This window comes from Caulobacter sp. AVps16 (assembly GCF_058681455.1).
On record NZ_CM178739.1, the window covers coordinates 1,219,334 to 1,240,901 of the forward strand.

General features: G+C 65.9%; 22 protein-coding genes. 14 read left to right on the forward strand and 8 right to left on the reverse strand.

Translation table 11 applies throughout. The features are described 5' to 3' along the window. Window positions 1-53: 53 nt before the first annotated feature. A complete protein-coding gene (locus ACW17U_RS05890) occupies window positions 54-836 on the forward strand; it encodes a methyltransferase domain-containing protein (protein ID WP_492055205.1) in 783 nt (260 codons plus the stop codon). Here the strand turns inward: ACW17U_RS05890 and ACW17U_RS05895 are convergent. After that, on the reverse strand, window positions 814-2,586 hold the full coding sequence (locus ACW17U_RS05895) for a patatin-like phospholipase family protein (RefSeq protein WP_166504340.1): 1,773 nt from the start codon (window positions 2,584-2,586) through the stop codon (window positions 814-816). The genes ACW17U_RS05890 and ACW17U_RS05895 overlap by 23 nt on opposite strands. A gap of 179 nt (window positions 2,587-2,765) precedes the next feature. Between ACW17U_RS05895 and ACW17U_RS05900 the strand changes: the two genes are divergently transcribed. The 5 genes from ACW17U_RS05900 to ACW17U_RS05920 are packed head-to-tail and all read left to right on the forward strand — an operon-like array spanning window position 2,766 to window position 8,130. After that, window positions 2,766-4,358 (forward strand): carboxyl transferase domain-containing protein, encoded by a 1,593-nt coding sequence (locus ACW17U_RS05900; RefSeq protein WP_492055206.1) that lies wholly within the window; start codon window positions 2,766-2,768, stop codon window positions 4,356-4,358. 2 nt (window positions 4,359-4,360) lie between these two features. Continuing rightward, on the forward strand, window positions 4,361-4,903 hold the full coding sequence (locus ACW17U_RS05905) for a GNAT family N-acetyltransferase (RefSeq protein ID WP_492055207.1): 543 nt from the start codon (window positions 4,361-4,363) through the stop codon (window positions 4,901-4,903). Next, window positions 4,900-5,739 (forward strand): enoyl-CoA hydratase-related protein, encoded by an 840-nt coding sequence (locus tag ACW17U_RS05910; RefSeq protein ID WP_492055208.1) that lies wholly within the window; start codon window positions 4,900-4,902, stop codon window positions 5,737-5,739. The genes ACW17U_RS05905 and ACW17U_RS05910 overlap by 4 nt, the downstream gene beginning before the upstream one ends. An 11-nt stretch (window positions 5,740-5,750) precedes the next feature. Next, on the forward strand, window positions 5,751-7,712 hold the full coding sequence (locus tag ACW17U_RS05915) for an acetyl/propionyl/methylcrotonyl-CoA carboxylase subunit alpha (RefSeq protein ID WP_492055209.1): 1,962 nt from the start codon (window positions 5,751-5,753) through the stop codon (window positions 7,710-7,712). A 19-nt stretch (window positions 7,713-7,731) separates the two neighbouring features. Next, window positions 7,732-8,130 carry a DUF1489 family protein gene (locus tag ACW17U_RS05920; protein ID WP_062147046.1) on the forward strand — a complete coding sequence of 133 codons (399 nt, stop codon included), beginning with the start codon at window positions 7,732-7,734 and terminating at the stop codon, window positions 8,128-8,130. Window position 8,131: 1 nt separating this feature from the next. Here the strand turns inward: ACW17U_RS05920 and panC are convergent, their stop codons facing one another. Then, the gene (panC, locus tag ACW17U_RS05925; RefSeq protein WP_492055210.1) at window positions 8,132-8,992 is read right to left on the reverse strand and encodes a pantoate--beta-alanine ligase; all 861 of its coding nucleotides are present in this window, start codon (window positions 8,990-8,992) and stop codon (window positions 8,132-8,134) included. Between the two features lie 200 nt (window positions 8,993-9,192). Here panC and mipZ point away from each other — a divergent pair, with 200 nt between their 5' ends. Together mipZ and ACW17U_RS05935 are read left to right on the forward strand one after the other, a co-directional pair. Then, window positions 9,193-10,029 (forward strand): division plane-positioning ATPase MipZ, encoded by an 837-nt coding sequence (mipZ, locus tag ACW17U_RS05930; RefSeq protein WP_062147042.1) that lies wholly within the window; start codon window positions 9,193-9,195, stop codon window positions 10,027-10,029. 39 nt (window positions 10,030-10,068) lie between these two features. After that, entirely contained in the window at window positions 10,069-10,494 is a 426-nt protein-coding gene (locus ACW17U_RS05935) for a J domain-containing protein (protein ID WP_062147040.1), read from the forward strand. Between the two features lie 43 nt (window positions 10,495-10,537). Here the strand turns inward: ACW17U_RS05935 and ACW17U_RS05940 are convergent, their stop codons facing one another. Together ACW17U_RS05940 and ACW17U_RS05945 are read right to left on the reverse strand one after the other, a co-directional pair. After that, a complete protein-coding gene (locus ACW17U_RS05940; protein WP_492055211.1) occupies window positions 10,538-11,590 on the reverse strand; it encodes a 2OG-Fe(II) oxygenase family protein in 1,053 nt (350 codons plus the stop codon). Between the two features lie 243 nt (window positions 11,591-11,833). Further along, window positions 11,834-12,373, reverse strand: a complete 540-nt coding sequence (locus ACW17U_RS05945) for a TetR/AcrR family transcriptional regulator (protein ID WP_492055212.1) — start codon at window positions 12,371-12,373, stop codon at window positions 11,834-11,836. A 170-nt stretch (window positions 12,374-12,543) separates the two neighbouring features. Here ACW17U_RS05945 and ACW17U_RS05950 point away from each other — a divergent pair, with 170 nt between their 5' ends. Beyond that, the gene (locus tag ACW17U_RS05950; RefSeq protein ID WP_492055213.1) at window positions 12,544-13,344 is read left to right on the forward strand and encodes an alpha/beta fold hydrolase; all 801 of its coding nucleotides are present in this window, start codon (window positions 12,544-12,546) and stop codon (window positions 13,342-13,344) included. Between the two features lie 88 nt (window positions 13,345-13,432). Here ACW17U_RS05950 and ACW17U_RS05955 read toward each other — a convergent pair whose 3' ends face one another. Continuing rightward, window positions 13,433-14,731, reverse strand: a complete 1,299-nt coding sequence (locus tag ACW17U_RS05955; RefSeq protein ID WP_062147032.1) for a D-alanyl-D-alanine carboxypeptidase family protein — start codon at window positions 14,729-14,731, stop codon at window positions 13,433-13,435. Between the two features lie 286 nt (window positions 14,732-15,017). Between ACW17U_RS05955 and ACW17U_RS05960 the strand changes: the two genes are divergently transcribed. The 4 genes from ACW17U_RS05960 to ACW17U_RS05975 all read left to right on the forward strand — a co-directional run bounded on the left by ACW17U_RS05960 (window position 15,018) and on the right by ACW17U_RS05975 (window position 17,979). Beyond that, window positions 15,018-15,452, forward strand: coding sequence for a phasin family protein (locus tag ACW17U_RS05960; protein WP_062147030.1), 435 nt, complete (start codon window positions 15,018-15,020; stop codon window positions 15,450-15,452). Between the two features lie 135 nt (window positions 15,453-15,587). Then, a complete protein-coding gene (locus ACW17U_RS05965; protein ID WP_492055214.1) occupies window positions 15,588-16,049 on the forward strand; it encodes a RidA family protein in 462 nt (153 codons plus the stop codon). Further along, window positions 16,049-16,822: a glycerophosphodiester phosphodiesterase gene (locus ACW17U_RS05970; RefSeq protein WP_492055215.1), complete on the forward strand. Its 774-nt coding sequence runs from the start codon at window positions 16,049-16,051 to the stop codon at window positions 16,820-16,822. Before ACW17U_RS05965 ends, ACW17U_RS05970 begins: the two co-directional genes overlap by 1 nt. Further along, window positions 16,819-17,979, forward strand: a complete 1,161-nt coding sequence (locus ACW17U_RS05975; protein ID WP_492055216.1) for a GNAT family N-acetyltransferase — start codon at window positions 16,819-16,821, stop codon at window positions 17,977-17,979. Before ACW17U_RS05970 ends, ACW17U_RS05975 begins: the two co-directional genes overlap by 4 nt. Before the next feature lie 9 nt (window positions 17,980-17,988). Here the strand turns inward: ACW17U_RS05975 and ACW17U_RS05980 are convergent, their stop codons facing one another. After that, complete coding sequence (locus tag ACW17U_RS05980; protein ID WP_492055217.1) at window positions 17,989-18,474, reverse strand: pyridoxamine 5'-phosphate oxidase family protein; 486 nt, start codon at window positions 18,472-18,474, stop codon at window positions 17,989-17,991. A gap of 48 nt (window positions 18,475-18,522) precedes the next feature. Then, a complete protein-coding gene (locus ACW17U_RS05985; RefSeq protein WP_492055218.1) occupies window positions 18,523-19,104 on the reverse strand; it encodes a DUF4287 domain-containing protein in 582 nt (193 codons plus the stop codon). Window positions 19,105-19,157: 53 nt separating this feature from the next. Between ACW17U_RS05985 and ACW17U_RS05990 the strand changes: the two genes are divergently transcribed. Continuing rightward, window positions 19,158-19,589, forward strand: coding sequence for an HIT family protein (locus ACW17U_RS05990; RefSeq protein ID WP_062147019.1), 432 nt, complete (start codon window positions 19,158-19,160; stop codon window positions 19,587-19,589). Here ACW17U_RS05990 and ACW17U_RS05995 read toward each other — a convergent pair. Continuing rightward, window positions 19,586-21,568: a response regulator gene (locus ACW17U_RS05995; protein ID WP_492055219.1), complete on the reverse strand. Its 1,983-nt coding sequence runs from the start codon at window positions 21,566-21,568 to the stop codon at window positions 19,586-19,588. The genes ACW17U_RS05990 and ACW17U_RS05995 overlap by 4 nt on opposite strands.

The following is a 21,568-nucleotide window of genomic DNA, read 5'->3' on the forward strand; positions in this document are numbered from 1 at the left end:
GATTGCTGTGCTGTCTCCGGCGCGCGCCAATTGTCGCACCCGAAGTGAAGGCCATGCCTATGCCTGTCTGGAACCCCGACATCTACGCCCTCTATCGGAGCTATCGGGAACGACCCGCGCTCGATCTTTTGACGGCGCTGCCGCGTGACATTGATCCAATTCAGATCTGGGATCTGGGCTGCGGTGCGGGCGAGCAGGCGGCGCTGCTGTCGGCGAGACACCCCTCTGCGACCGTGCACGGAATGGATTCAAGTCCCCAGATGCTGGAGCGGGCGAGGGGACTTTCCTCCCGGGTGGACTGGGTTCTGGGCGATATTGCCAGCTTCGCGCCCGAGCAACCGGTCGACCTTCTGTTCACCAACGCCGCACTGCAATGGGTCGACGACCATGCCGTCCTCTTTCCGCGTCTGGCGACCGCCCTGGCCCCCCGCGGCGTGCTGGCCTGCCAGATGCCGCTGGTGACGGATGCAGCCTGGCGAAAGACCCTGGGTGAGATCGCCGCGACCGGCCCCTGGGCCCCGCGACTGGCCGGCGTCGAGGGGGTGCGGCCGTCACATGATGCGCGCGACTACTACGCATGGCTGGCACCGCTGTGCCCCGAGATCGATATCTGGACGACCACCTATCTGCACGCCCTGCACGGTCAGGATCCGATCGTCGACTGGACAATGGGGACGACGCTTTTGCCCTATCTGGACGCCCTGACCGACGCGGAGGAAAAGGCAGGGTTCCTTGACGCCTGGCGGGCGCGACTGGCGTGCGACTATCCTCGCCGCGAGGACGGCGTGACACTGTTTCCATTCACCCGGATGTTCATCCTCGCCCGACGGGATTGAGCGCTTCGCGGGCGCGCTCGACCAGGCTCGGACGGCGGCGTAGGTCGGTGACCGGACGGTCCAGTGAGTCTATGGCGATCGCGGCCGCGATCTTGCCGGCGGCCACGGCGGGTTCAAAGGCGCGCCAGTCACGGATGTCGATCTTGTCCAGCTTCGGCGTGATCAGCACGTCCGAGGCTTCACGACTGGCCGCAAGATCTCGCCCGGTGGAGACCGTGGCAGCACGCATCAACAGCGCGACGATCGGCGGACCCTTGCGCCATTCGCCTGACAGGACCCACTTCCACAGCGAGGGGGGGCTGACCACGTCCTCGTCGGTGATGCTGCGGCCACGCGTGACATCCACCCCGACGATCGGGCCGAGCTGGAAGGCGCGCATGACGTCGGCGGGGAAGTTCTTCATGACCGCGCCATCGACCAGGACCGCGCCGTTCTCGCAAACCGGGGGCAGCACACCCGGCAGCGAGATCGAGGCCCGCAGGGCGTTGTGGAGCGGACCCCGGCGGTGGAGGTGGTAGGAACCCGAGGTCAGGTTTGAGGACACGCAAAAGAACGGCAGCCACAGGTCGCTGATCTGCACGTCGCCGAAATGTTCCTGCAGGCGGGCCTTGACCTTGTCGCCGCGCGTCATGGCGATCATCGGAAAGGCGATATCGTCGACGGGGCTCGACTCGACGAAGGCCTTGCGGATTCGGGCCTCCATCTCGCCGTCGTCCCACCCCATGGCCAGGCCCGCCGCGATCACCCCGCCCATGGAGGCACCGCCGACAAAGTCGATGGGAATGCCGCGCTCGCGCAGGGCTTCGATGGCGCCGATATGGGCATAGGCCCGAGCACCGCCGCCGGAGAGCACCAGGCCCACCGACTGGCCGGTCAGAACCCGGGCCAGTCTCTGGACATCGGCCATGCCGTTCTCGCGCAGATGGAACAGGCGGGCCGCCTTGGTGGCCTCCATCCAGGCCTCGGAACCCTGGGGCTGTTTCAGGTTGCCGGACTGCAGAAGAATCAGGTCGACGAGACGCTGGGCCTGAAGGGGGCCAGAGGCATAGGTCGGGATGGTCGGCGGTGGCGGACGTTCGCCACGCCCGATCCGGAACAGGCGGTCGACCTGTCGGCCGACCACGTGCTTCCACTGGGTTTCGTCGGCCTCGGCCACATACAGCACGAAGTCGTGCTCGCGCTCGACATTGCTGAACCACTCGGTGGGGGCCAGTTGCGACTCCGCGCCCTCGACGGTCACCGAGTAGCCCAGAGCCACCATGCTCCGCGCCAGACGCTCGACCACGGGCCGGATAGCGGGTCCGGGTTCCACGGCGATAAAGCCAAAAACCGACGGATCGCCGATCGCGGCGTGGGTCTGGGCCTGGCGGGCCCGGCGGATCATCAGTCGCGACAGTTCGATCATGACCGTCGGATCGGTTTCGGCGGCCTCGAAGAAAGCCGCTCGGGGCAGGGCCAGAATCTCGCTGTCGCGCAAGGCGACCAGATTGGCTGAATGGGACGTGCCGCCGATCAGGGCCATTTCGCCGGCCGGCTCGCCCGGCCGAATGACTCCCAGGAACTGCGGCTCCTGGCCCTCCTCACGCCGGAATGCGCCCATGCGGCCGGTGCGCAGGAAATAGAGATGGTCGGCGCTTTCTCCCGGCGCATAGAGCGTCGCGCCACCCGGCAGGGAAAACCAGGTCGCGCCGCCGCTGCGCTGCTCGCGGGCGAACAGTTGCGCCAGGGCCGAGTCGTCAGGGGCGTTCAGAGTCGTTGCCACGAAGGGACGCTAGCTTGAATGCCGAGGCTTGACCATCGGGACGCGATCGGTCCGACTGTCGCCCGCCGCCCTGTCCGATTTGGCGGAGGGTTTTCGCGAAATCTCACAGGGCTGAAGGCTAAAATTACCGCCTTTCGGGTTTGAATGTAAAAGGCTATGCCGCACACATGCCGAAGCTGAACTCCGTTATCGATCCGTCCGGCGAGACCTTCGTCCGCAATGCCGCCCATAATCGCGGTCTGGTCGCCGAGTTGCACCAGAGGGTCGCCGCAGCCGCGCTGGGCGGCTCCGAGGCGACGCGCCAGCGCCATGTGGCGCGGGGCAAGCTGCTGCCACGCCAGCGGGTCGAGCGCCTGCTGGATCCGGGCTCACCGTTCCTGGAGATCGGACAGCTGGCGGCCTGCGATCTCTATGATGGCGAAGCGCCCGGCGCCGGCGTCATCACCGGGATCGGTCGGGTCTCGGGCCGCGAGGTGATGATCGTCGCCAACGACGCCACCGTGAAGGGCGGCGCCTATTACCCGATGACGGTGAAGAAGCACCTGCGCGCCCAGGAAATCGCGGCTCAGAACCGGCTGCCCTGCGTCTATCTGGTCGACAGCGGTGGCGCGAACCTGCCGCACCAGGCCGAGGTCTTTCCCGACCGCGACCATTTCGGCCGCATCTTCTTCAACCAGGCCCGGATGAGCGCGGCGGGCATCGCCCAGATCGCCTGCGTCATGGGGTCCTGTACCGCCGGCGGGGCCTATGTGCCGGCGATGAGCGACGAAACCGTCATTGTCCGTGACCAGGGCACGATCTTCCTGGCCGGTCCGCCGCTGGTGAAGGCCGCCACCGGCGAGGTGATCAGCGCCGAGGAACTGGGCGGGGCAGATACACATGGCCGTCGCTCGGGCGTGGTCGACCACGTGGCCAATGACGACGAGCATGCGCTGGAGATCGTTCGCTCCATCGTCGCCAACCTGAACACCACCAAGCCCGCCGAACTGGTGATTACCGAGACCAAGGCACCGCTGTTCGATGCCGAAGAGCTTTACGGAATCGTGCCGACCGACGTCCGCGCCCCCTATGACGTGCGCGAGGTCATCGCCCGCATCGTCGACGGCAGCGAGTTCGACGAGTTCAAGGCCCTCTACGGCACGACCCTGGTCTGCGGCTTCGCACGAATCTGGGGCCAGCCCGTGGCGATCCTGGCCAATAACGGCGTGCTGTTTTCCGAGAGCGCCGTGAAGGGCGCGCACTTCATAGAACTTGCCTGCAAGCGCAAGATTCCACTGGTTTTTCTGCAGAACATCTCGGGCTTCATGGTCGGCGGCAAGTACGAGGCCGGCGGTATAGCCAAGGACGGGGCCAAGCTGGTCACGGCGGTCGCCTCGGCCGAGGTGCCCAAGTTCACGGTGCTGATCGGCGGCAGTTTCGGAGCGGGCAATTACGGCATGTGCGGCCGGGCCTATAGCCCGCGCTTCCTGTTCACCTGGCCCAACAGCCGCATCTCGGTGATGGGCGGCGAGCAGGCCGCCAGCGTGCTGGCCACCGTCCACCGCGACGCCGCCAAGTGGACCGATGATGAGGCCGAGGCCTTCAAGGCCCCGATCCGTCAGAAATACGAGGATGAGGGCAATCCCTACCACGCCACCGCGCGGCTCTGGGATGACGGCATCATTGATCCGGCGCAAACCCGCGACGTTCTGGGTCTGGCCATATCGGCGAGTTTGAATGCGCCCATTCCGGAGACGACGTTCGGCATCTTCCGGATGTAACCATGAGTGCTTCGCCCCATCCTCGTCTGTCACCCTGGACCGAGGCTCTGTTCCCGGCCTGGGACGCGCTGAATCGCGATCCGCTGGTCGCCCAGTGGCTGGGCGGCGCAATGGACTCCGAGCGTAGCCGCGCGACCTTCGCGCGGGTGGCGGCAGGCGTGGCCGATAAAGGCTGGGGCATTTGGGCGGTCCTGGACGAGACGGGCGAGGCTGTCGGCGCCGCGGGCCTTCACGACCTGCACGGTGCGTTCGGGCTTGAGGGCGTCGAAGCCATGTGGCGGCTGCGGACCGACGCTGTCGGCCGGGGTCTGGTCTCCGGCGTGATGCCGTCGATCTTCGCCGACGGCTTCGCGCGCCTGCCACTTGACGAGATTCTGGCCTTTACGGCCCGTTCGAACGTTCGGTCCCAGGCGGTTATGCAACGGCTAGGCCTTACGCGCGACGAAGGGCGGGACTTCGATCATCCCGACCTTGCGCTGGATCATCCGTTGCGACCGCATGTGATGTATTGCTTAGCCAGACCCCAGGAAGGCCAAGACCAATGACCAATCCTATCGCCGACCCCCTTGTCGAGGTGCCCTACACCGACGCCGTGAGCCCGCTGGTTCACCTGGAAAGCACGCCCGAAGGGGCTGTGACGGTCTGGATCAACCGGCCCGAGAAGAAAAACGCGTTCAACGCGGAGACCATCGCGGCCCTGCGCGAGGCCTTCGAGACCTTGCACGGGGCCGAAGGTGTCCGCGTGGTGTTCCTGCGTGGCACGGGTGGGGCGTTCAGCGCCGGCGCTGACCTGACCTGGATGGCCGATGCGGTCGACTGGAGCGAGGACGACAACCGCCTCGACGCGCTCGAACTGGCCCACATGCTGAAGGCCCTGCACGATGTGCCGGCCCTGACCGTGGCCCTGGTTGAAGGCCCCGCCTTCGGCGGCGGTGCCGGCCTGGTGGCGGCCTGCGATCACGCCATGGCCACCGCCGATGCCCGGTTCAGCTTTTCCGAGGTCAAGCTTGGTCTGACCCCGGCGACGATCAGCCCCTATGTCATTGCCGCCCTGGGCCCGCGCACGGCCAAGCTGCTGTTTGCCACCGGCCGGGTGTTCGATGCCGATGTGGCCTGGAGCTATGGCCTGGTCGACGAGGTGTTCGACGATCTGGCCGGTCTGGAAGCTGCCCGCGATGCCCTGATCGAGGAAATGGCCGCCTGCGCCCCGGGCGCGATCGGCGACGCCAAGGCCCTGGTCAATGACTTTGTGGATCAGAAGATCGACAAGGGGCTGATCGAAGAGTCCGCCAAGCGCATTGCGCGCCGTCGTGTGTCGGAAGAGGGCCAGGAAGGCGTACGTGCCTTTCTCGCCCGTCGTAAACCGTCCTGGACAGAATAGGGTCCACATCCTTGATCGCTTCCGTCCTCATCGCCAACCGGGGTGAAATCGCCCGCCGGATCATTCGCACCGCCCGGGAGCTGGGCGTGCGGACCATCGCTGTCTATTCCGAAGCTGACGCCGATGCGCCGTTCGTGATGGAGGCCGACAGCGCCATCCTGATCGGCGCAGCTCCGGCGCGGGAGAGCTATCTGGTGCCGGAGAAGATCCTGGCGGCGGCCCGGCAGATGGGGGCCGAGGCGATCCATCCCGGCTATGGCTTCCTGTCCGAAAATGCCGACTTCGCCCAGTCGGTTCTGGATGCCGGTCTGGTCTGGATCGGCCCGCCCCCTTCGGCGATCCGCGCCATGGGCCTGAAGGACGCCGCCAAGAAACTCATGATCGAGGCGGGGGTGCCGACCACGCCGGGCTATCTGGGCGACGATCAGTCGGTCGAGCGCCTGACCAAAGAAGCGGCCGCGATCGGCTTTCCGGTCCTGATCAAGGCCGTGGCCGGCGGTGGTGGCAAGGGCATGCGCAAGGTGCTGGCAGTTGCGGACTTTGCCGAGGCCCTGGCCTCATGCCAGCGTGAGGCGGCCGCCAGCTTCGGCGACCAGCGCGTGCTGCTGGAGAAATATGTCACCCGGCCGCGTCACATCGAGGTGCAGGTCTTTGGCGACAGCTTCGGCAATGTCGTCCACCTGTTCGAGCGCGACTGCTCGCTGCAGCGCCGCCACCAGAAGGTCATCGAGGAAGCCCCGGCCCCCGGCATGGACGAGGCCACGCGGCAGGCCGTCTGCGCCGCTGCGGTGAAGGCCGCCAAGGCCGTGGACTATGTCGGGGCCGGCACGGTCGAGTTCATCGCTGATGCCAGCGAGGGCCTGCGCGCTGACCGGATCTGGTTCATGGAGATGAACACCCGCCTGCAGGTCGAGCATCCGGTCACCGAGATGGTCACCGGCCAGGATCTGGTCGAGTGGCAGCTGCGCGTCGCCTCGGGCGAGCCCCTGCCGCTGGAGCAGGACGAGATCGAACTGGACGGCTGGGCCATGGAGGCCCGTCTCTATGCCGAGAACCCGGTCACCGGCTTCCTGCCCAGTACCGGCAGGCTGAAGCATTTCCGCCTGCCGGAGGGCGATGTCCGCGTCGACAGCGCGGTGGAGGAGGGCGGCGAGGTCACGCCGTTCTACGACCCGATGATCGCCAAGCTGATCGCCCACGGCGCCGATCGCGAGGATGCCGCCCAGCGTCTCGCCGAGGCCTGCGCTCTGGTCGAGGTCTGGCCGGTCAAGACCAATGCCGCCTTTCTGGCCAAGTGCGCCAGCCATCCCGATTTCGTCCAAGGCCGCATCGATACCGGCTTCATCGAGGCGCATCTGGACGAGCTGGTCGAGCGGACCTTTACGGACGCCCCGACCCTGGCGGCCATTGGCCAGAGGCTTGAAGCCTTCATGGAGTCCGACCAGCCCAAGGCTGACCCCTTTGCCAGTGCGCCATCACGCCTGCTGGGCTTCCGGATGAATGCGCCGCGCGCGGCCATGGACCTGCCGATGAGCATCGACGGCCGCAAGGTCCCGTTGCGCGTGGCCCTGGCCGGCGGGCGGGGTGACGACTGGTCCTGGGACATCACGGTCGAGGACGGCCGGGCGCTGGACGATGTCGACGTCCTGCCGGGGGCGCATGGCGATGGGCCGCTGCGCGTTTTCGAGGGCGGCGATGTCCAGGAGTTCGCGTTCGACTACCAGGGTGGTGGGGCCCATGCGGCGGCTTCGGACGGGGCGATCCTGTCGCCCATGCCGGGCAAGATCGTCTCGGTGGCCGTCGAGGCCGGTCAGAGCGTCGTCAAGGGCCAGACCCTGCTGACGCTGGAGGCCATGAAGATGGAGCATGCCCTTGCCGCGCCGTTCGACGGAGTGGTGGCGCAGCTGTCGGCTGTGGCCGGCGGGCAGGTCAGTGAAGGTGTGGTGCTGGTCAAGCTGGAACCGGCGGCCTGAACCGCGCTAACAGTCGCCCATGCCCCTGCACATCATCAAGCTGGTCGTCGGTTGCGACTCGATCGACGACCTTGTCGCCTGGCACCGGACCGGTGAGCCCTGGATCATGCACACCCGCATGACGCCCAAGCGGATCGACGAGGTGCTGGACGGTGGCTCGCTCTATCGCGTGTTCAAGGGCCAGGTCCTGTGCCGCCAGAAGATCCTGGCCATCGACACGGTAGGCGAGGGCGCGGCCAAGCGCTGCGAGGTCACCGTCGATCCGCCGATCATCCGCGTCGTGCCCCAGCCTCGTCGGGCCTTTCAGGGCTGGCGCTACCTGCCGGCAGAAGACGCCCCGGCCGATCTGAGCGAAAGCGAAGCCGCCGAGATGCCGCTGGATCTGGCCCGCCAGCTCCGCGAACTGGGGGCCTGGTAGGCTAGACCGCCATATTGTCGATGAGGCGGGTCTTGCCCAGCCAGGCGGCCACCAGGATACGGCCTTGTGCCTGGCCCATCGGACCCGGGCCCAGCCTTGAGAGATCCAGGGCCTGACGCACCTCAAGATAGTCAATCTGGCCAAAGCCGACGGCGCTCAGGGCGGCCTTGCCGGCGGCCTCGGCCTCGTCGATGCGGCCCCCGTGAGCGACGGCCTGGGCCGCTTCGTGCAGCACGCGGGGCAGGGCGGCGGCGATCTGCCGCTCCTCGACCGTGAGATAGGCATTGCGTGAGGACAGGGCCAGACCGTCCTCGGCCCGGGCGGTCGGGGCTGCGATGATTTCGACCGGCAGGTCCAGATCAGCCACCAGCCGCTTGATGACCTGGAGCTGCTGGTAGTCTTTCTCGCCGAACACGGCGAAGTCGGCCTGGCACTGGATCAGCAGCTTGGCCACGACCGTGGCAACGCCGCCGAAGAACTGCGGACGTGCGGCCCCCTCTAGCGGTTCGGAAACCCCGGCGACCTGGATCGAGGTCGAAAAGCCCTGCCCGTACATGGCTTCGGGTGTGGGGGCGAACATCAGGTCACAACCGACCGAGGCCAGTTTCTCGGCGTCCAGGGCCTCGCCGCGCGGATAGGCGTCGAAGTCTTCGTGCGGTGCAAACTGCCGGGGATTGACGAAGACGCTGGCCACCGTCCGTCTGGCCCGGGTCTGGCCTAGCTTGACCAGGGTCAGGTGGCCGTCATGCAGCGCGCCCATGGTCGGAACCAGGGCAACCTGATCCCCGGCGGCCTTCCAGGCGGCGACCTGGGCCCGCAGGTCAGCGACGGTGCGAACAATGGCAGGGGAAGCTGGGGGCATGGACGGCCTCCTTTACAAACAGGCGAGGCTTATGGCCGAGCGCCGCGACGGCGTCTACTGCGCTGCACAAGAGGCGAGGTGCGACACCCCCTGCGACAAAAGGGCCTGTGGAACAAAGCGATGACCGCTCGGTTGGCCTATGGACCTCGTGTTAACTTTTCATTGGCCGTGCGAGTCGCGGCGGATGAAGGAGCGAGCACATGGCTGATACGCGCGTGATCGTGGTCGGTAACGAAAAGGGCGGGGCGGGCAAGTCCACCATCGCCGTGCACCTCGTGACGGCCCTGCTCTATGGCGGCGCCAGGGTGGCGGTGATCGACCTGGACCTGCGTCAGTGCACCTCCATGCGCTTCTTCGAGAACCGCCGGGCCTGGCTGGAAGACAAGAAGCTGAACCTGCCCGAGCCCCTGCAACTGCGCCTCAGCGATGACGACGTCGCCCTGGCCGCCGCTCCGGAAAGCGAGCAGGTCGAGCGCTTTGAAGCCGTGTTCGCCCGCGCGCTCGAAGAGGCCGACTTCGTCCTGATCGACACCCCCGGTGGCGACACCGCCATCTCCCGCATTGCCCATGGCCGGGCCGACCTGATCGTCACCCCGATGAATGACAGCTTTGTCGACTTCGACATGCTGGGCCATGTCGACCCCGTGACCATGGAACTGACCTCGCCCAGCCTCTATTCAGAGTCCGTCTGGGAGGCCCGCAAGGCGCGGGCCCTGAGCGGACAGCGCAAGGCGCTCGACTGGGTCGTGCTGCGGAACCGCCTGGCCACCACCGAGGCCCGCAATCGCAAGCGCCTGGAAGACCGTCTGGCCGCCCTGGCCAAGCGGGTCGGCTTCCGCATGGGGCCTGGCCTGCGCGACCGCGTCATCTATCGCGAACTGTTCCCCTTCGGCCTGACCATAGCCGACCTGTCGCCCCAGGTTCGTCCGGTGCCGGTGTCGCTCCAGCACTTGGCCGCGCGCCAGGAACTGCGGGCCTTGATGCATTCGCTTGGTCTTTCGGCCTATTCCGGGGAAACTCTGCTCGCTGCCCAGTAGGGGCCCATTGGGGGCCAGCCGGGCGCGACCGGAACGGCGATGATCTATCTGCTGCTTGGCGGCCTGGTACTGGCCCTGGTGTTCTGGGGTGGACGCAAACCCTTCCTGAAGGGTGACGGCTGGCGGATTGGTGCCGGGGTCGCGGCCCTGGTGGCCTTTGCGGGCGCGGCCTACACAACGATTCGCGGCGGCTGGGGCACCGGCATTGTGCTGGGCGTCATTGGCCTGTGGACCGCCTCGGAGGCGCGCCGCCGTCCCGCCACCGGCAAGGCACCAGCCCCGGCGGTCAGCGGGCCCAGCCTGACCGAGGCCCGCTCGATCCTGGGGGTCGGTCCGGAGGCGACCGCCGAGGAGATCCGCTCGGCCCATGCCCGCCTGATCCGTCTGGCCCATCCGGACAAGGGCGGCACCACCGGCCTGGCAGCCCAGCTCAACGCCGCGCGAGACAGGCTGCTTCAGCGCTAGGACATGGGTGAGGGCGCGTCAGTGGCGGCTCAGGCGGTCCGAACTAGGTCGTTGTCGCAAGGAATTGCTCGGTTTCTTGTCGAATCCGGGCGGCCTCATCGTTGTAGAGAAACGGCAAGAAGGCGTAGCGCGTCCCTCGAGTGACCGGCGTGGCTTCATGCAGCAGGGAACACGAAAAAACCACCGCTCCACCGGTTGGTGGGCGATAGGTGCGCCGTCCAAACTCAGGGAACCGCAAGTCACCCCCTTCGAAATCCTCGGCGTTCAGATTGATGGAACAGGCAAACTGCCGGTGGGCGGTGGCTTTGGAGGTGTTGTCCCGATGGGGGCGAAAGTAGCCACCTTCCTCAGCGTCGTACCGCGCCACAATGTAGCGCTCCATGCGCGTGGCCTGAAAGACGAAGGCTTTGGCGATCTCGGGAAGAAGCCTCGCAATGATGCGGCTTTGTATTTGACGTTTGAGGTCTTCGTCCTCGATCGTTGCATCCCGACGCCGCTTGAAGTCATCCATGACCCCAACGGTCTTGCCACCGATGTCACGCATCACGCCGGAAGCGCAGCCTCCATGGCGCTCATAGACCGCGATCAAGTCCTTGCAAAATGCCGGCTCAAAGATCCGGGGCACAATCAGCACGGGCGCATGCAGGGGCACACCGGCGTGATCGTCCGGATTGTCGAAGGCTTTCGCCATCGCGAAGACGCTCTCAGCCTGGTCCAGCGGTGCCGAGTGGATGAGTCGGAGTGAGGGATCCAGCAGCACCCATTGACCCAGGGTTTCACCGCTATCACCCAGGAGGCCGAACTGGTCGGCTATCAAGCCGTCCTGATCGTGGAAATAGCGCAGACCTGGAATATGCGGTTTGCGCGAGGCGAATTCGGCCTCCTCACGAAGGACGCAAAAGGCTGTTCGGGCGCTGTCGTCAAAGAGATCAAGCCTGGCCTGTAGGAAGCTGATAGCCCTGTTCCGGACCTCGGCGTCAGACGGCAGGAAGGCCAGCAGGATACACATGCCGCCCAGGCTGCCGAACGCGAAGTCGGGGCGACTATGCGTTTTGGCGGTGAACATCGGCGCTGGTGAACCGGCAACGAGAGGCATTCTATCCCCGACTTGGTTCGGCCATCCTTTGCGGTCGCGGACAGCGTGCTCTGCATCGACGTTCTTGAACGTGGGGTGAGTGTCGTCAAGCTCGGCCTCGGCCTTGAGCCCGAAACTCTGGACGACGGATGCGGCTGACCACGGTGATGGCGCTAGGCTGACCGTGCCCTTGACTGGCACCGCACGCCGCCTGCCGCGCGGATCTCAAACCGAAGCGGGAATAGGGTGCACTGTCACCGCACGTCACCGTAATCCCGCGTCAAACAGGTTGCTGATGACGGCGATGAGCTCTTCACGGGCCCTCTCCTCGCTCACGCCGCAAGCCTGAAACTCCCCGTCAGCGATGGCGTCGGAAACTCTTTCAATGTTGAAGATGGCCGTGAGGCAGCGGGCAGGGTGAGTCAGGCCCGTGCGGGCGGCGAGGGCCAGAATTTGCGCCTGCCGCGCGCTTGCGCGGGCCTGGCCAACCTCGGGATCACTCACGGTCAGGGCCCGCAGAGACTGTCGAAACACCCGGTGGGTCTTGTGATGACGGATCAGGGCGTCGGCCACGGCCTCGGCCGAGTCGGCTACCGACAGGTCGCGCGCCTCGGCCGCCGCCCAGGCCTGGTAGACCGCCAGGAAGACGGCCCGCTTGTCCTCGAAGTGCCGGTAGAAGGTCTGGGGCGCATAGCCGGCGCGTCGGGCGATAACATTGCTGTTTGTGCCCTCAAAGCCGTGGTCCTCAAACTCGAGCCGGGCCGCCTCGATGAGCGCCTCACGCCCTTGTCCGCGTTTCTTCATGATGAGCTCCCGGGAACCTGGGCAGAGAATCCAACTGCGTTGACTCTAAGTGATTTATATATCACTTCCGTCGCATGATCAAAAATCCCGATCTATCGCAAACGCTCCGCAGCCTCATCGGCGTCCAGCCGCCGTCGGCTCTGGTACCGGCAGATGGTGCCGTTCTTGCGGTGAGCCGGTCTGGCAAAGGGGTTCCCGTAATCTGCCTTCACGCCACGGGCCACGGCGGGAGGGACTATGAAGGCTTTGCCGCCGCGATCGCGCCGCTGGGCTATGATGTCATCGCCGTGGATTGGCCCGGGCATGGATCGAGCCCTGCAGAGACGACAGGCCGAACGGCCAGTGCCGAACGTTATGCCGCGCTGCTTGACGATCTGATCCCGGCTCTCTGTGGCGACGAGCGTCCAATCCTGCTGGGCAATTCCATTGGTGGCGCGGCGGCGCTGTCCTTTGCCCTGCGCCATCCCGGCAAGGTGAGGGGACTCGTTCTCTGCAATCCCGGCGGGCTTGCGCCGCCCAGTGCCCTCACCAGGGCTGTGATTGCCGGGATGGTGGGATTCTTCGCGGCAGGGGAGCGGGGTGCCGCCTGGTTTGCCCGGTCATTTGCAGCCTATTATCGGCTGGTTCTGTCCGGAAAGCGGGCCGCCGTACAACGTGCCCGGATCATCGCAGCCGGACCTGAGATGGCATCGCTGTTGAAACAGGCCTGGGACAGTTTCCGCCAGCCCGATGCGGACCTCCGCAAGGCCTCAACAGGTCTTGCAGTCCCCGTTCTTTTCGCCTGGGCCAGACACGACCAGATTGTGGCCTGGCGCTTTGCCAAGCAGGCCGTCCGCCGAATTCCGGGTGCCGAAGTGCAGATGTTCCAAGGCGGACATTCGGCCTTCCTGGAAGATCCGGAGGCCTTCAACGCGGCCTTTCATGGCTTTGTGTTGGGGATCGGAGCCGGAGTTCCAGGCCCTCAGAATTAGAGTGGCGGACCGAACCACCGCGGAACTTGGCTGTCAGTACACGCAAGTCGCACCTGCTGGCGTCTTAGATCGGCGGTAACCGCCGGGCCTAGCGGGGCGACAGGACCATGCAGGGCTGGCGCTTGGCTGTAATGGCCGCGCAGGTGGCGCGGGCGGCCTCTGCAGTCAGGCCCTGGAACTGGGCCCGGAAGGCCCCGCCGGCGGCCCCTTCGACCGCGCCCTCGGCATCGGCCACGAACCGGGCGAAGCGGCCGCGCACCAGGGTCAGCTGCTGCTTGGCCAGGCTCTTGGACTTGAAGGCCCCGACCTGGATCGCCCAGTTGCCCTTGGACGTCTTGACGGCCTTGGCAGCCTTCAAGGTCGGCGCAGCCTTGACCGGCTGGGCGCGGGGGGTGTCGGTCAGCATGATCTGCAGGCTCGACTGCTCGCCGTCGCCCTGTTCGATCGAGGGGCGCATGATCGGGCCGGTCGGTTCGCTTTCATAGAGGTTGGCGGCAATGGTTGTGCGGTCGCCATGGGCCCGGCGCTTGAGGACCTCGAAACCGGTCAGCAGCAGGTCTTCCATGTTGTTGTCGCGCCAGGCGGTCGAGGATCCGCCCAGAACCACGGCGATCAGGCGACGGCCGTCGCGCACGGCCGAGCCGGCGAGATTGTAGCCCGAGGCATTGGTGTAGCCGGTCTTCAGGCCGTCAAAGCCGTTCATGCTGTCGAGCAGGCGGTTGTGGCCGCGGATCGTATTGCCCCGGAAGGCAAAGGATTTGACGCTGAAATAGCTGTAGTACTGCGGGAAGTCGCGCATGGTGGCGCGCGACAGGATGGCCAGATCGCGGGCCGTGCTGATCTGGCGGCTGTCGGGCAGGCCCGAGGCATTGACGAAGCGGGTATTGCGCATGCCCAGTTCCTGGCCGCGCAGGGTCATCAGGGCGGCGAATCGCGCCTCGCTTCCGGCCAGCTTCTCGGCCATGGCCACGGCCACGTCATTGGCAGACTTGACGGTCATGGCCCGGATGGCCTCGTCGACACTGATGCTGTCGCCGGCGGGCAGGCCGAGCTTGGTCGGAGCCTGGGCAGCGGCCCGGGGCGTAATCACCACCCGGTCGGTGGCCTTCATCCGGCCCTCGCTCAGCGCTTCGAAAGCCAGGTAGAGGGTCATGACCTTGGTCACGGAGGCGGGATAGCGCGGGCTGTCGGCGCGCTTGTCATAGAGAACTTCGCCGGAATTGGCGTCGATGACGATGGACGCATATTTCGGTTCGGTGGCGTTCAGCTGCAGATAAGGGATCTGGGCCGAGGCGCTCGTGGTCGGGACGAGGGCGCCGAGAATGCAGGACAGCACGAGGCCTACGGTGGCGAGGAGGGCTCGGGCGGACCGAATCTTGGCGAACATGAATGACGTCCGTCACTTGAACAAAGCGGTTCCGCACCGCCACACGCGTGAGCCTAGCATGAACTGACCCGCCTTTAGCCAAAGTAAACAACCGGTGAGCGATGTTGTCGCGAGTGCGGAAAAATTGTGCGCGTTGCGGCCGGGTTGCAGACTGACCCTAGGTCATGGTGCGCTGCACAATTTTCTTGACTGCTGCACTGCAGCATGGCAAATCGTCGTTGTCCCAAGCGCATGGGGCTGCTCGCACAGCTTCGCCATGCCCCGCCACATTGCCAGGAGACTCCCCATGGCCGCCGCCGAAACGATGAAGAAGACCGTCGAGCAGTTCAGCACCGCCTCGAACCAAGCGTTCAAGGATGGCGTCGAAAAGTCCCTGGCCGCTCTGTCCGAAGCCAACACCCTTTCCAAGAAGAACCTCGAAGCCGTCGTCGCTTCGGTGACCGCCGCCACCAAGGGTGCCGAAGCCCTGGGCGCCGAGACCTTCGCCTATTCCAAGAAGGCCGCTGAAGACCAGGTCGCCGCTGCCAAGTCGCTGGCCGGCGCCAAGAGCGTCCAGGAAGCCATGGAACTGCAGACGACCTTCGCCAAGTCGGCTCTGGAAGCCTATATCGCCCAGATGACCAAGGCTTCGGAGATCGTCTCGGCCTCGATCAAGGACTCGATGAAGCCCCTGAACGAGCGCGTCAGCGCCGCCGTCGAAAAGTTCCAGGCCGCCCGCTAAGGCGACCTGCGGGGCTGCGCCCGGCGCGGCTCTGCACACCTGAAATGAAGGCCCGAACCGGTGACGGTTCGGGCCTTTTTTCTTGTACCTGACCCGGGTGGCGTTAAGCATTGCGGCGCGTGAATGGAGTGCCCGATGTCGAAGATCGAAGACCGTCTGAACGAGCTTGGCCTGGTTCTGCCGCAGCCTGTGGCCCCGGTCGCCAACTATGTGCCGTTCGTGCGGTCAGGGTCCCTGATCCACATTTCCGGCCAGATTTCGCTCGACGCCTCGGGTGGCATCAAGGGGACGGTCGGGGTCGATGTCGACCTTGAGACTGCCCAGGGTGCCGCGCGACTGTGCGGGATCAATCTGCTGGCCCAGATGAAGGCCGCCTGCGATGGCGACCTGGACCGTGTGGTGGGGGTGGTCAAGCTGGGCGGTTTCGTTCAGGCCGGCCCGGACTTCATCGACATTCCCAAGGTCATCAACGGCTGTTCGGACCTGATGGTCGAGGTGTTCGGCGATGCCGGCCGCCACGCCCGCTCGGCGGTCGGCGTCTACCGCCTGCCTCTGGGCTTCGCGGTCGAGGTCGATGCGGTGGTGGAGATCGCCTGATGCGCACGCCCGAGCGTCCGTCTACCGAAGTGTTCGGCGAGGCCTGGGAGCGACTGTTCGAGCCCGCCATCGCCCACCGGGGACTGTGGACGCCGGGCGGTGCTCCGGAAAACTCGCTGGCGGCCTTCCAGGCGGCCTGCGCCCACGGCTACGGCATTGAGCTGGACGTGCAACTGACGTCCGATGGCGAGGCGGTGGTCTTTCACGACTACAGCCTCGACCGGATGACGACGCAGTCCGGTCGGGTGAAGGACCACACCGCCGCCGAGCTCGCCACGATCCGGCTGGCGAATTCGGACGAGACCATCCCGACCCTGGCCGAGACCCTGACCCTGATCGGTCACCGGGCCATGGTTCACATCGAGCTAAAGACCCCATTCGGCGAGGTCGGTCCCCTTGAGAAGCGGGTCAGTGAGATTCTGCTCGATCACAACGGCCCGATCGCGGTGATCGGATTCAATCCCTATTCCCATGCCTGGTTCGCCGACCACCATCCGCAGATCCTGCGGGGGCTGGATTCCTACAGCTATGCCGACGGCAAGCCGGCCAAGCTGGCCCCCGAGCAGCGCAAGGCCTTTGCGGCTCTCGAACATGTCGAGATCGCCCGTCCTGACTTCCTGGCCCTGGGGCTCGACATGCTGCCCAGCGCGCGGGCCGATATCTATCGGGCCCGGGGCATGCCCGTCGTCGCCTGGACCGTCCGCTCACCCGAGCAGTGGGATGCCGTACGCGATCATTGCGACAACCTGATCTTTGAGGGCTATCACGCGTGACGGCAGTCAAGCCGGCGGTTCGCGTCCATCGCGAGATCGCCGAGATCGGGCGTGAGGCCTGGGACGCCTGCGCCGCCCCGACTGGCGATCCCTTTGTCAGCTATGATTTCCTGTCGATCCTGGAGGAGAGCGGGTGCGTCGCGTCCCGCACCGGCTGGGCACCGCAGCACCTGTCGGTCGAGGACGAGGGCGGACAGGTCGCCGGTGTCATGCCGCTCTATCTGAAGTCCCACAGCCAGGGCGAATATGTCTTCGACCATTCCTGGGCCGACGCCTATGAGCGGGCCGGGGGGCGCTACTATCCCAAGCTCCAGTGCTCTTCGCCGTTCTCGCCGGTCACCGGCTCACGGCTGATCGTGCGGCCGGATGTGGATGTCGACGACGGACGTTCGGCCCTGCTGGGCGGGGCCCTGACCCTGTGCGAGCGCATGGGGGCCTCATCCCTGCACGTGACCTTCCCCAGGGCCGATGAGTGGGACTGGATGGGTCAGCGCGGCCTGCTGCAGCGGCAGGACCAGCAGTATCACTGGGAAAACGCCGGCTACGCGACCTTTGACGACTTCCTGATGGCCCTGTCGTCCAACCGCCGCAAGACCATCCGCCGCGAACGCCGCGACGCCCAGGAGGGGCTGGAGATCGTGGCCCTGACCGGCAGCGACCTGACCGAAGCCCACTGGGATGCCTTTTTCGGCTTCTACATGGACACCGGCAGCCGCAAGTGGGGCCGGCCCTACCTCAACCGCGCTTTCTATTCTCTGCTGGGCCAGCGGATGGCCGACAAGGTGTTGCTGGTGATGGCGCGCCGGCCCGGCGGCCCGTGGATCGCGGGGGCCCTGAACCTTCTGGGCCGCGACTGCCTCTATGGTCGCCACTGGGGCTGCGCCGAGGACGTGCCGTTCCTGCATTTCGAGCTCTGCTATTACCAGGCCATCGAACATGCGATCCGCCTTGGCCTGCCACGCGTCGAGGCCGGGGCCCAGGGCCAGCACAAGATTGCCCGAGGCTATCTGCCCAGCCCGGTCTATTCGGCCCACTGGATCGCCGACCCGATGCTGCGCGAGCCTGTGGCCCGCTATCTCGAGCGCGAGCGCGAGGCGGTGGAGCATGACATGCGGATGCTCAGCGAGGAGTATTCGCCGTTCAGGGTAGAACGCTGAGCCGCACGGTCAAAGCCGGACTTCGGCGACCTTGTCCTTGTAATCAGCCTTGGGGTCGGCCCCGAGCAGCATTTTCACGCCGGCCATCAGGCTGTGTTCGTTCAGCCAGATCTGGGCGGCACCGGGCTCGAAGCGAAGCAGGCGCAGCTTGGGATCTTCCCGGCCGGCATACCAGGCGGCGATGGCGGGGTTCCAGAGCCGGTGGACTGTGGCGCGGTCAGTGTCGAGGCACAAACGCCCCTGGACTGTGGCAAAGAGCTCGTGTCCCTTCGAGACGAAGTTCAGGATACCGTCGAGGGTTTCGCTGCCTAGTGCCGACACCAGGCTGGTCTCGGATGACGTAAAGATCCAGAGCGGGCCGCTATGATCGCCTTCGAAAAGAGCGGTCATCGGCTGGGCATGTCCACCCTCGACCTCGGAAAGGCCCAGCATGACGGTGCGGTCGGCCTTCAGGGTTTTCCAGAACCGGGCAACGAGATCGGCTTGATGGGACATGGCTTCCTCCATTTGGGAAACCAAAGGGAAAGCGCGCCATAGGTTCCCTCAGGATCGCTCCCAGGCGGCCTTGAGATGCGCCAGGACTCCGTCATCCACATCCGTGGGCGAGGTGAGGGGGAGCTTGGCCTTAAGCCGCTCGGACCAGCCCTCGTTGCGCGGCTCCAGGAGGCGTGGGTCGGCCTCAGGCGACACTGCGAGGCCAAGGACGGCACCCCCGCCCTTTAAGGGCTTAAGGGCCGCAAACTGGCTCTTGCGGGACCAGGCCGTGAAGCCCTTGCGCTGACCGGTGACGACGTCACGCAGGTCGGAGACTGAAGCCTCGATGGCCACGAGGATCGAAAGCGCGGCCGGATCGGTCCACAGCGCCGCGCGCAACCCTTCGGCGTCGTCCCAGCCCATCTCGGACGGGTAGGCGACCGAGAGGATCGTCGCGGCCCGGTTCTGGCCGATGCCATAGGTCGCCTTCAGCCAGTCGGTGCGGGCCTTTGGCCGCGTTTCCTGGCACTCGCGCCGCACGATCTCGACCCATTCCTCGAGAGTCTTGCCGGTTTCACGTTGCAGATTGGCCCGCACCGAGGCGAACCACTTCTGCTGCTGCTCGGTCAGGCCCGGTGGCTTGGTGTCCATGCTTGCACGCCTCCTGTGGTTTGCTACGACACCCCTCTCATCAGGAGACGGCCATGAGCCTTCACGGAACCTACGATCCCGACAACATCTTCGCCAAGATCATCCGGGGCGAAATGCCGGCCGTAAAGGTGTTCGAGGACGATCAGGTCCTCTGCTTCATGGACGTCTTCCCGCAGGCCCGTGGCCACATGCTGGTGATCTCCAGGACCTCAAAGGCCCGCAACCTGCTGGAAGCCGAGGCCAAGACCCTGGGCCGCCTGATCGGTGCCACCCAGAAGGCCGCCGCCGCCGTCACCGCCGCGCTGAAGCCTGACGGCGTGATTGTCACCCAGTTCAACGGTGCCCCGGCCGGCCAGACCGTGTTCCACCTGCACTTCCATGTCATCCCCCGCTATGAGGGTGAGGCGATGGGCCGGCACGCCGAGGGCATGGCCGATGTCGAGGAGCTCAAGGTGCTGGCCGAGAAGATCGCGGCGGCGCTTTAGGCCGCCCCGTTCGGCACGGCGTTGGTGGCTGCTGCGATCAGGGTCATCAGCTGGATCGGCTTGGCGATGTGGTCCACCATTCCGGCCGCCAGGCAGGCGGCGATATCATCCGTCGAGGTGGCCGCGGTCATGGCGATGATCGGCGTCCGCCCGACCGCGCCGCCTAGGGCCTTGATCTGGCGACAGGCCGTCAGCCCATCCATGACGGGCATGTGCAGGTCCATGAAGATGGCATGATACGGGGCCTCACGGGCGCGCTGTACGGCGTCCTCGCCGTTCTCGGCCGTATCGACCTTGAAGCCTGCCGCCTCCAGCATCTGGCTGGCGATCTGCCGGTTCATGGGGTGATCGTCCACAACAAGCAGGCGAAGATCCTGGGGCAGGGCCGGCGCAGCCAAGGCTGGCTCCAGGTGGTCAACGCGCGTCATCAGCAGGCTGAAGGTGAAGCGGGACCCCAGGCCGACCGTACTTTCTACGGTCAGGCTGCCGCCCATCATTTCGACCAGGGCGCGCGATATGGCCAGGCCCAGGCCTGCGCCGGAGAACTTCCGGGTCGGGGTGCTGTCGATCTGGGAGAACGGCCGGAACAGCAGCGGAAGATCGTCCGGCGCGATCCCCATGCCCGTATCGGCCACGCAAAACGTGACCTCGTCCACGCCCTCGACATTGCTCGACTTGATTTCGACCGACAGGGTGATGTGACCGCGCTGGGTGAACTTGGCGGCGTTGCTGAGCAGCTTGAACAGTATCTGGGCCAGGCGATTTTCGTCGGCGCTGTGCAGGGACTCGGCCTGGGCGCTGATCTCGACCCGCATGGCGATCGGCCGGTCGCCAAGCAGCGGCAGGATCAGGGTCATGACGCGCTCAACGAGAGTCGGGATCGAGACTGGCGCGAGGTTCAGCTGCCTCTGCCGCTGTCCGTCCCCGACGCTGGAATAGTCGAGCACGTCGTCAATCAGCGAGACCAGGACGCCGCACGAGGCTTCGATAGCCGCCAGCGGCTCGCGCGTGGATCTGGGAAGAGCGCGCTTGGCACTGAGCAACTGCACATGACCGCTGATGCCGTTCAGCGGCGTGCGCATCTCATGGCTCATCACCGCCAGGAACCGGCTCTTGGCGATGGCGGCGGCCTCGGCTTCACGCCGGGCTGCGCGGGCGGCCGAGAGGGCGCGGCTCAACCCATTCTGGGCCCGTGTTCGCTCCGACATCACGCTGATGATCGCCAGAGCGCAGAACTGAATGGCGGCCAGATAGGTCTGCAAGGCCAGAATCCGGCTGGAGATATCTTCGTACTGGGCCGCGATCGGGCCGTTGCCCGTGGTGGTACTGCCGGCCGTCAGGAAAGCGAACCCGGCGATGGCCAGGATGGCCCTCGGTGGATCCAGCCGCAGCAGCACAGCCAGCAGCAGGGGGAAGCTGAGGAAGAGCGGCGCGGCGGGCAGGAAGTGGAACAGTATTGCCGCCACGATCAGGGTGGCAGCCACCAGGGGTATTGGCACCGCGCCCTTCAGGATCTCGGGCGTCGTGTATCGCCGCATTCTGGTCAGCAGCAGCACGGCCGGCGCGCCGATCATCATCCCCAGGAAATCGCCCCCGACCCAGGCGATCCAGATGGACACGAAATCACCGCCGATGAGCCTCGTGAGTACCGCCGCGCCCAGGCTGCCCATGATCAGGGTGGACGGCAGTACGGCCAGAAGGGCCACGCGCCAAAGTCTGCTGAAGTGCTGAATGTCCAGACCCGCGCCACCGACCTGGCGGATCAGGAAGGCGGCGGCCACCGACTCGGTGAGGTCGAAACTGCCAATCAAGGCGGCCTGGGCGGGCGCGCTCCCCGTCAGCAGGGCGGCCAGAAAGTCGACCAGCGCGCAGACCAGCGCCAGGGGGATTGCCGTGCCGCGTGGAAGTAACAAAAGGGCGGCAGCCAGAACGCCGTTATTGACCCACAGAACCGCCAGACCGCCGGCGCCCAAGGTCAT

Bases quoted from the DNA above. Each gene is read 5' to 3' on its own strand.
- ACW17U_RS05900 (WP_492055206.1), top strand. From the start codon at position 2,766: ATGCCGAAGCTGAACTCCGTTATCGATCCGTCCGGCGAGACCTTCGTC.
- ACW17U_RS05980 (WP_492055217.1), bottom strand. From the start codon at position 18,474: ATGTCCCATCAAGCCGATCTCGTTGCCCGGTTCTGGAAAACCCTGAAG.
- ACW17U_RS05985 (WP_492055218.1), bottom strand. From the start codon at position 19,104: ATGGACACCAAGCCACCGGGCCTGACCGAGCAGCAGCAGAAGTGGTTC.
- ACW17U_RS05940 (WP_492055211.1), bottom strand. From the start codon at position 11,590: ATGCCTCTCGTTGCCGGTTCACCAGCGCCGATGTTCACCGCCAAAACG.
- ACW17U_RS05995 (WP_492055219.1), bottom strand. From the start codon at position 21,568: ATGACCTTGGGCGCCGGCGGTCTGGCGGTTCTGTGGGTCAATAACGGC.
- ACW17U_RS05990 (WP_062147019.1), top strand. From the start codon at position 19,158: ATGAGCCTTCACGGAACCTACGATCCCGACAACATCTTCGCCAAGATC.
- ACW17U_RS05960 (WP_062147030.1), top strand. From the start codon at position 15,018: ATGGCCGCCGCCGAAACGATGAAGAAGACCGTCGAGCAGTTCAGCACC.
- ACW17U_RS05945 (WP_492055212.1), bottom strand. From the start codon at position 12,373: ATGAAGAAACGCGGACAAGGGCGTGAGGCGCTCATCGAGGCGGCCCGG.
- ACW17U_RS05970 (WP_492055215.1), top strand. From the start codon at position 16,049: ATGCGCACGCCCGAGCGTCCGTCTACCGAAGTGTTCGGCGAGGCCTGG.
- ACW17U_RS05910 (WP_492055208.1), top strand. From the start codon at position 4,900: ATGACCAATCCTATCGCCGACCCCCTTGTCGAGGTGCCCTACACCGAC.
- ACW17U_RS05955 (WP_062147032.1), bottom strand. From the start codon at position 14,731: ATGTTCGCCAAGATTCGGTCCGCCCGAGCCCTCCTCGCCACCGTAGGC.
- ACW17U_RS05890 (WP_492055205.1), top strand. From the start codon at position 54: ATGCCTATGCCTGTCTGGAACCCCGACATCTACGCCCTCTATCGGAGC.
- ACW17U_RS05920 (WP_062147046.1), top strand. From the start codon at position 7,732: ATGCCCCTGCACATCATCAAGCTGGTCGTCGGTTGCGACTCGATCGAC.
- mipZ (WP_062147042.1), top strand. From the start codon at position 9,193: ATGGCTGATACGCGCGTGATCGTGGTCGGTAACGAAAAGGGCGGGGCG.
- ACW17U_RS05935 (WP_062147040.1), top strand. From the start codon at position 10,069: ATGATCTATCTGCTGCTTGGCGGCCTGGTACTGGCCCTGGTGTTCTGG.
- panC (WP_492055210.1), bottom strand. From the start codon at position 8,992: ATGCCCCCAGCTTCCCCTGCCATTGTTCGCACCGTCGCTGACCTGCGG.
- ACW17U_RS05905 (WP_492055207.1), top strand. From the start codon at position 4,361: ATGAGTGCTTCGCCCCATCCTCGTCTGTCACCCTGGACCGAGGCTCTG.
- ACW17U_RS05965 (WP_492055214.1), top strand. From the start codon at position 15,588: ATGTCGAAGATCGAAGACCGTCTGAACGAGCTTGGCCTGGTTCTGCCG.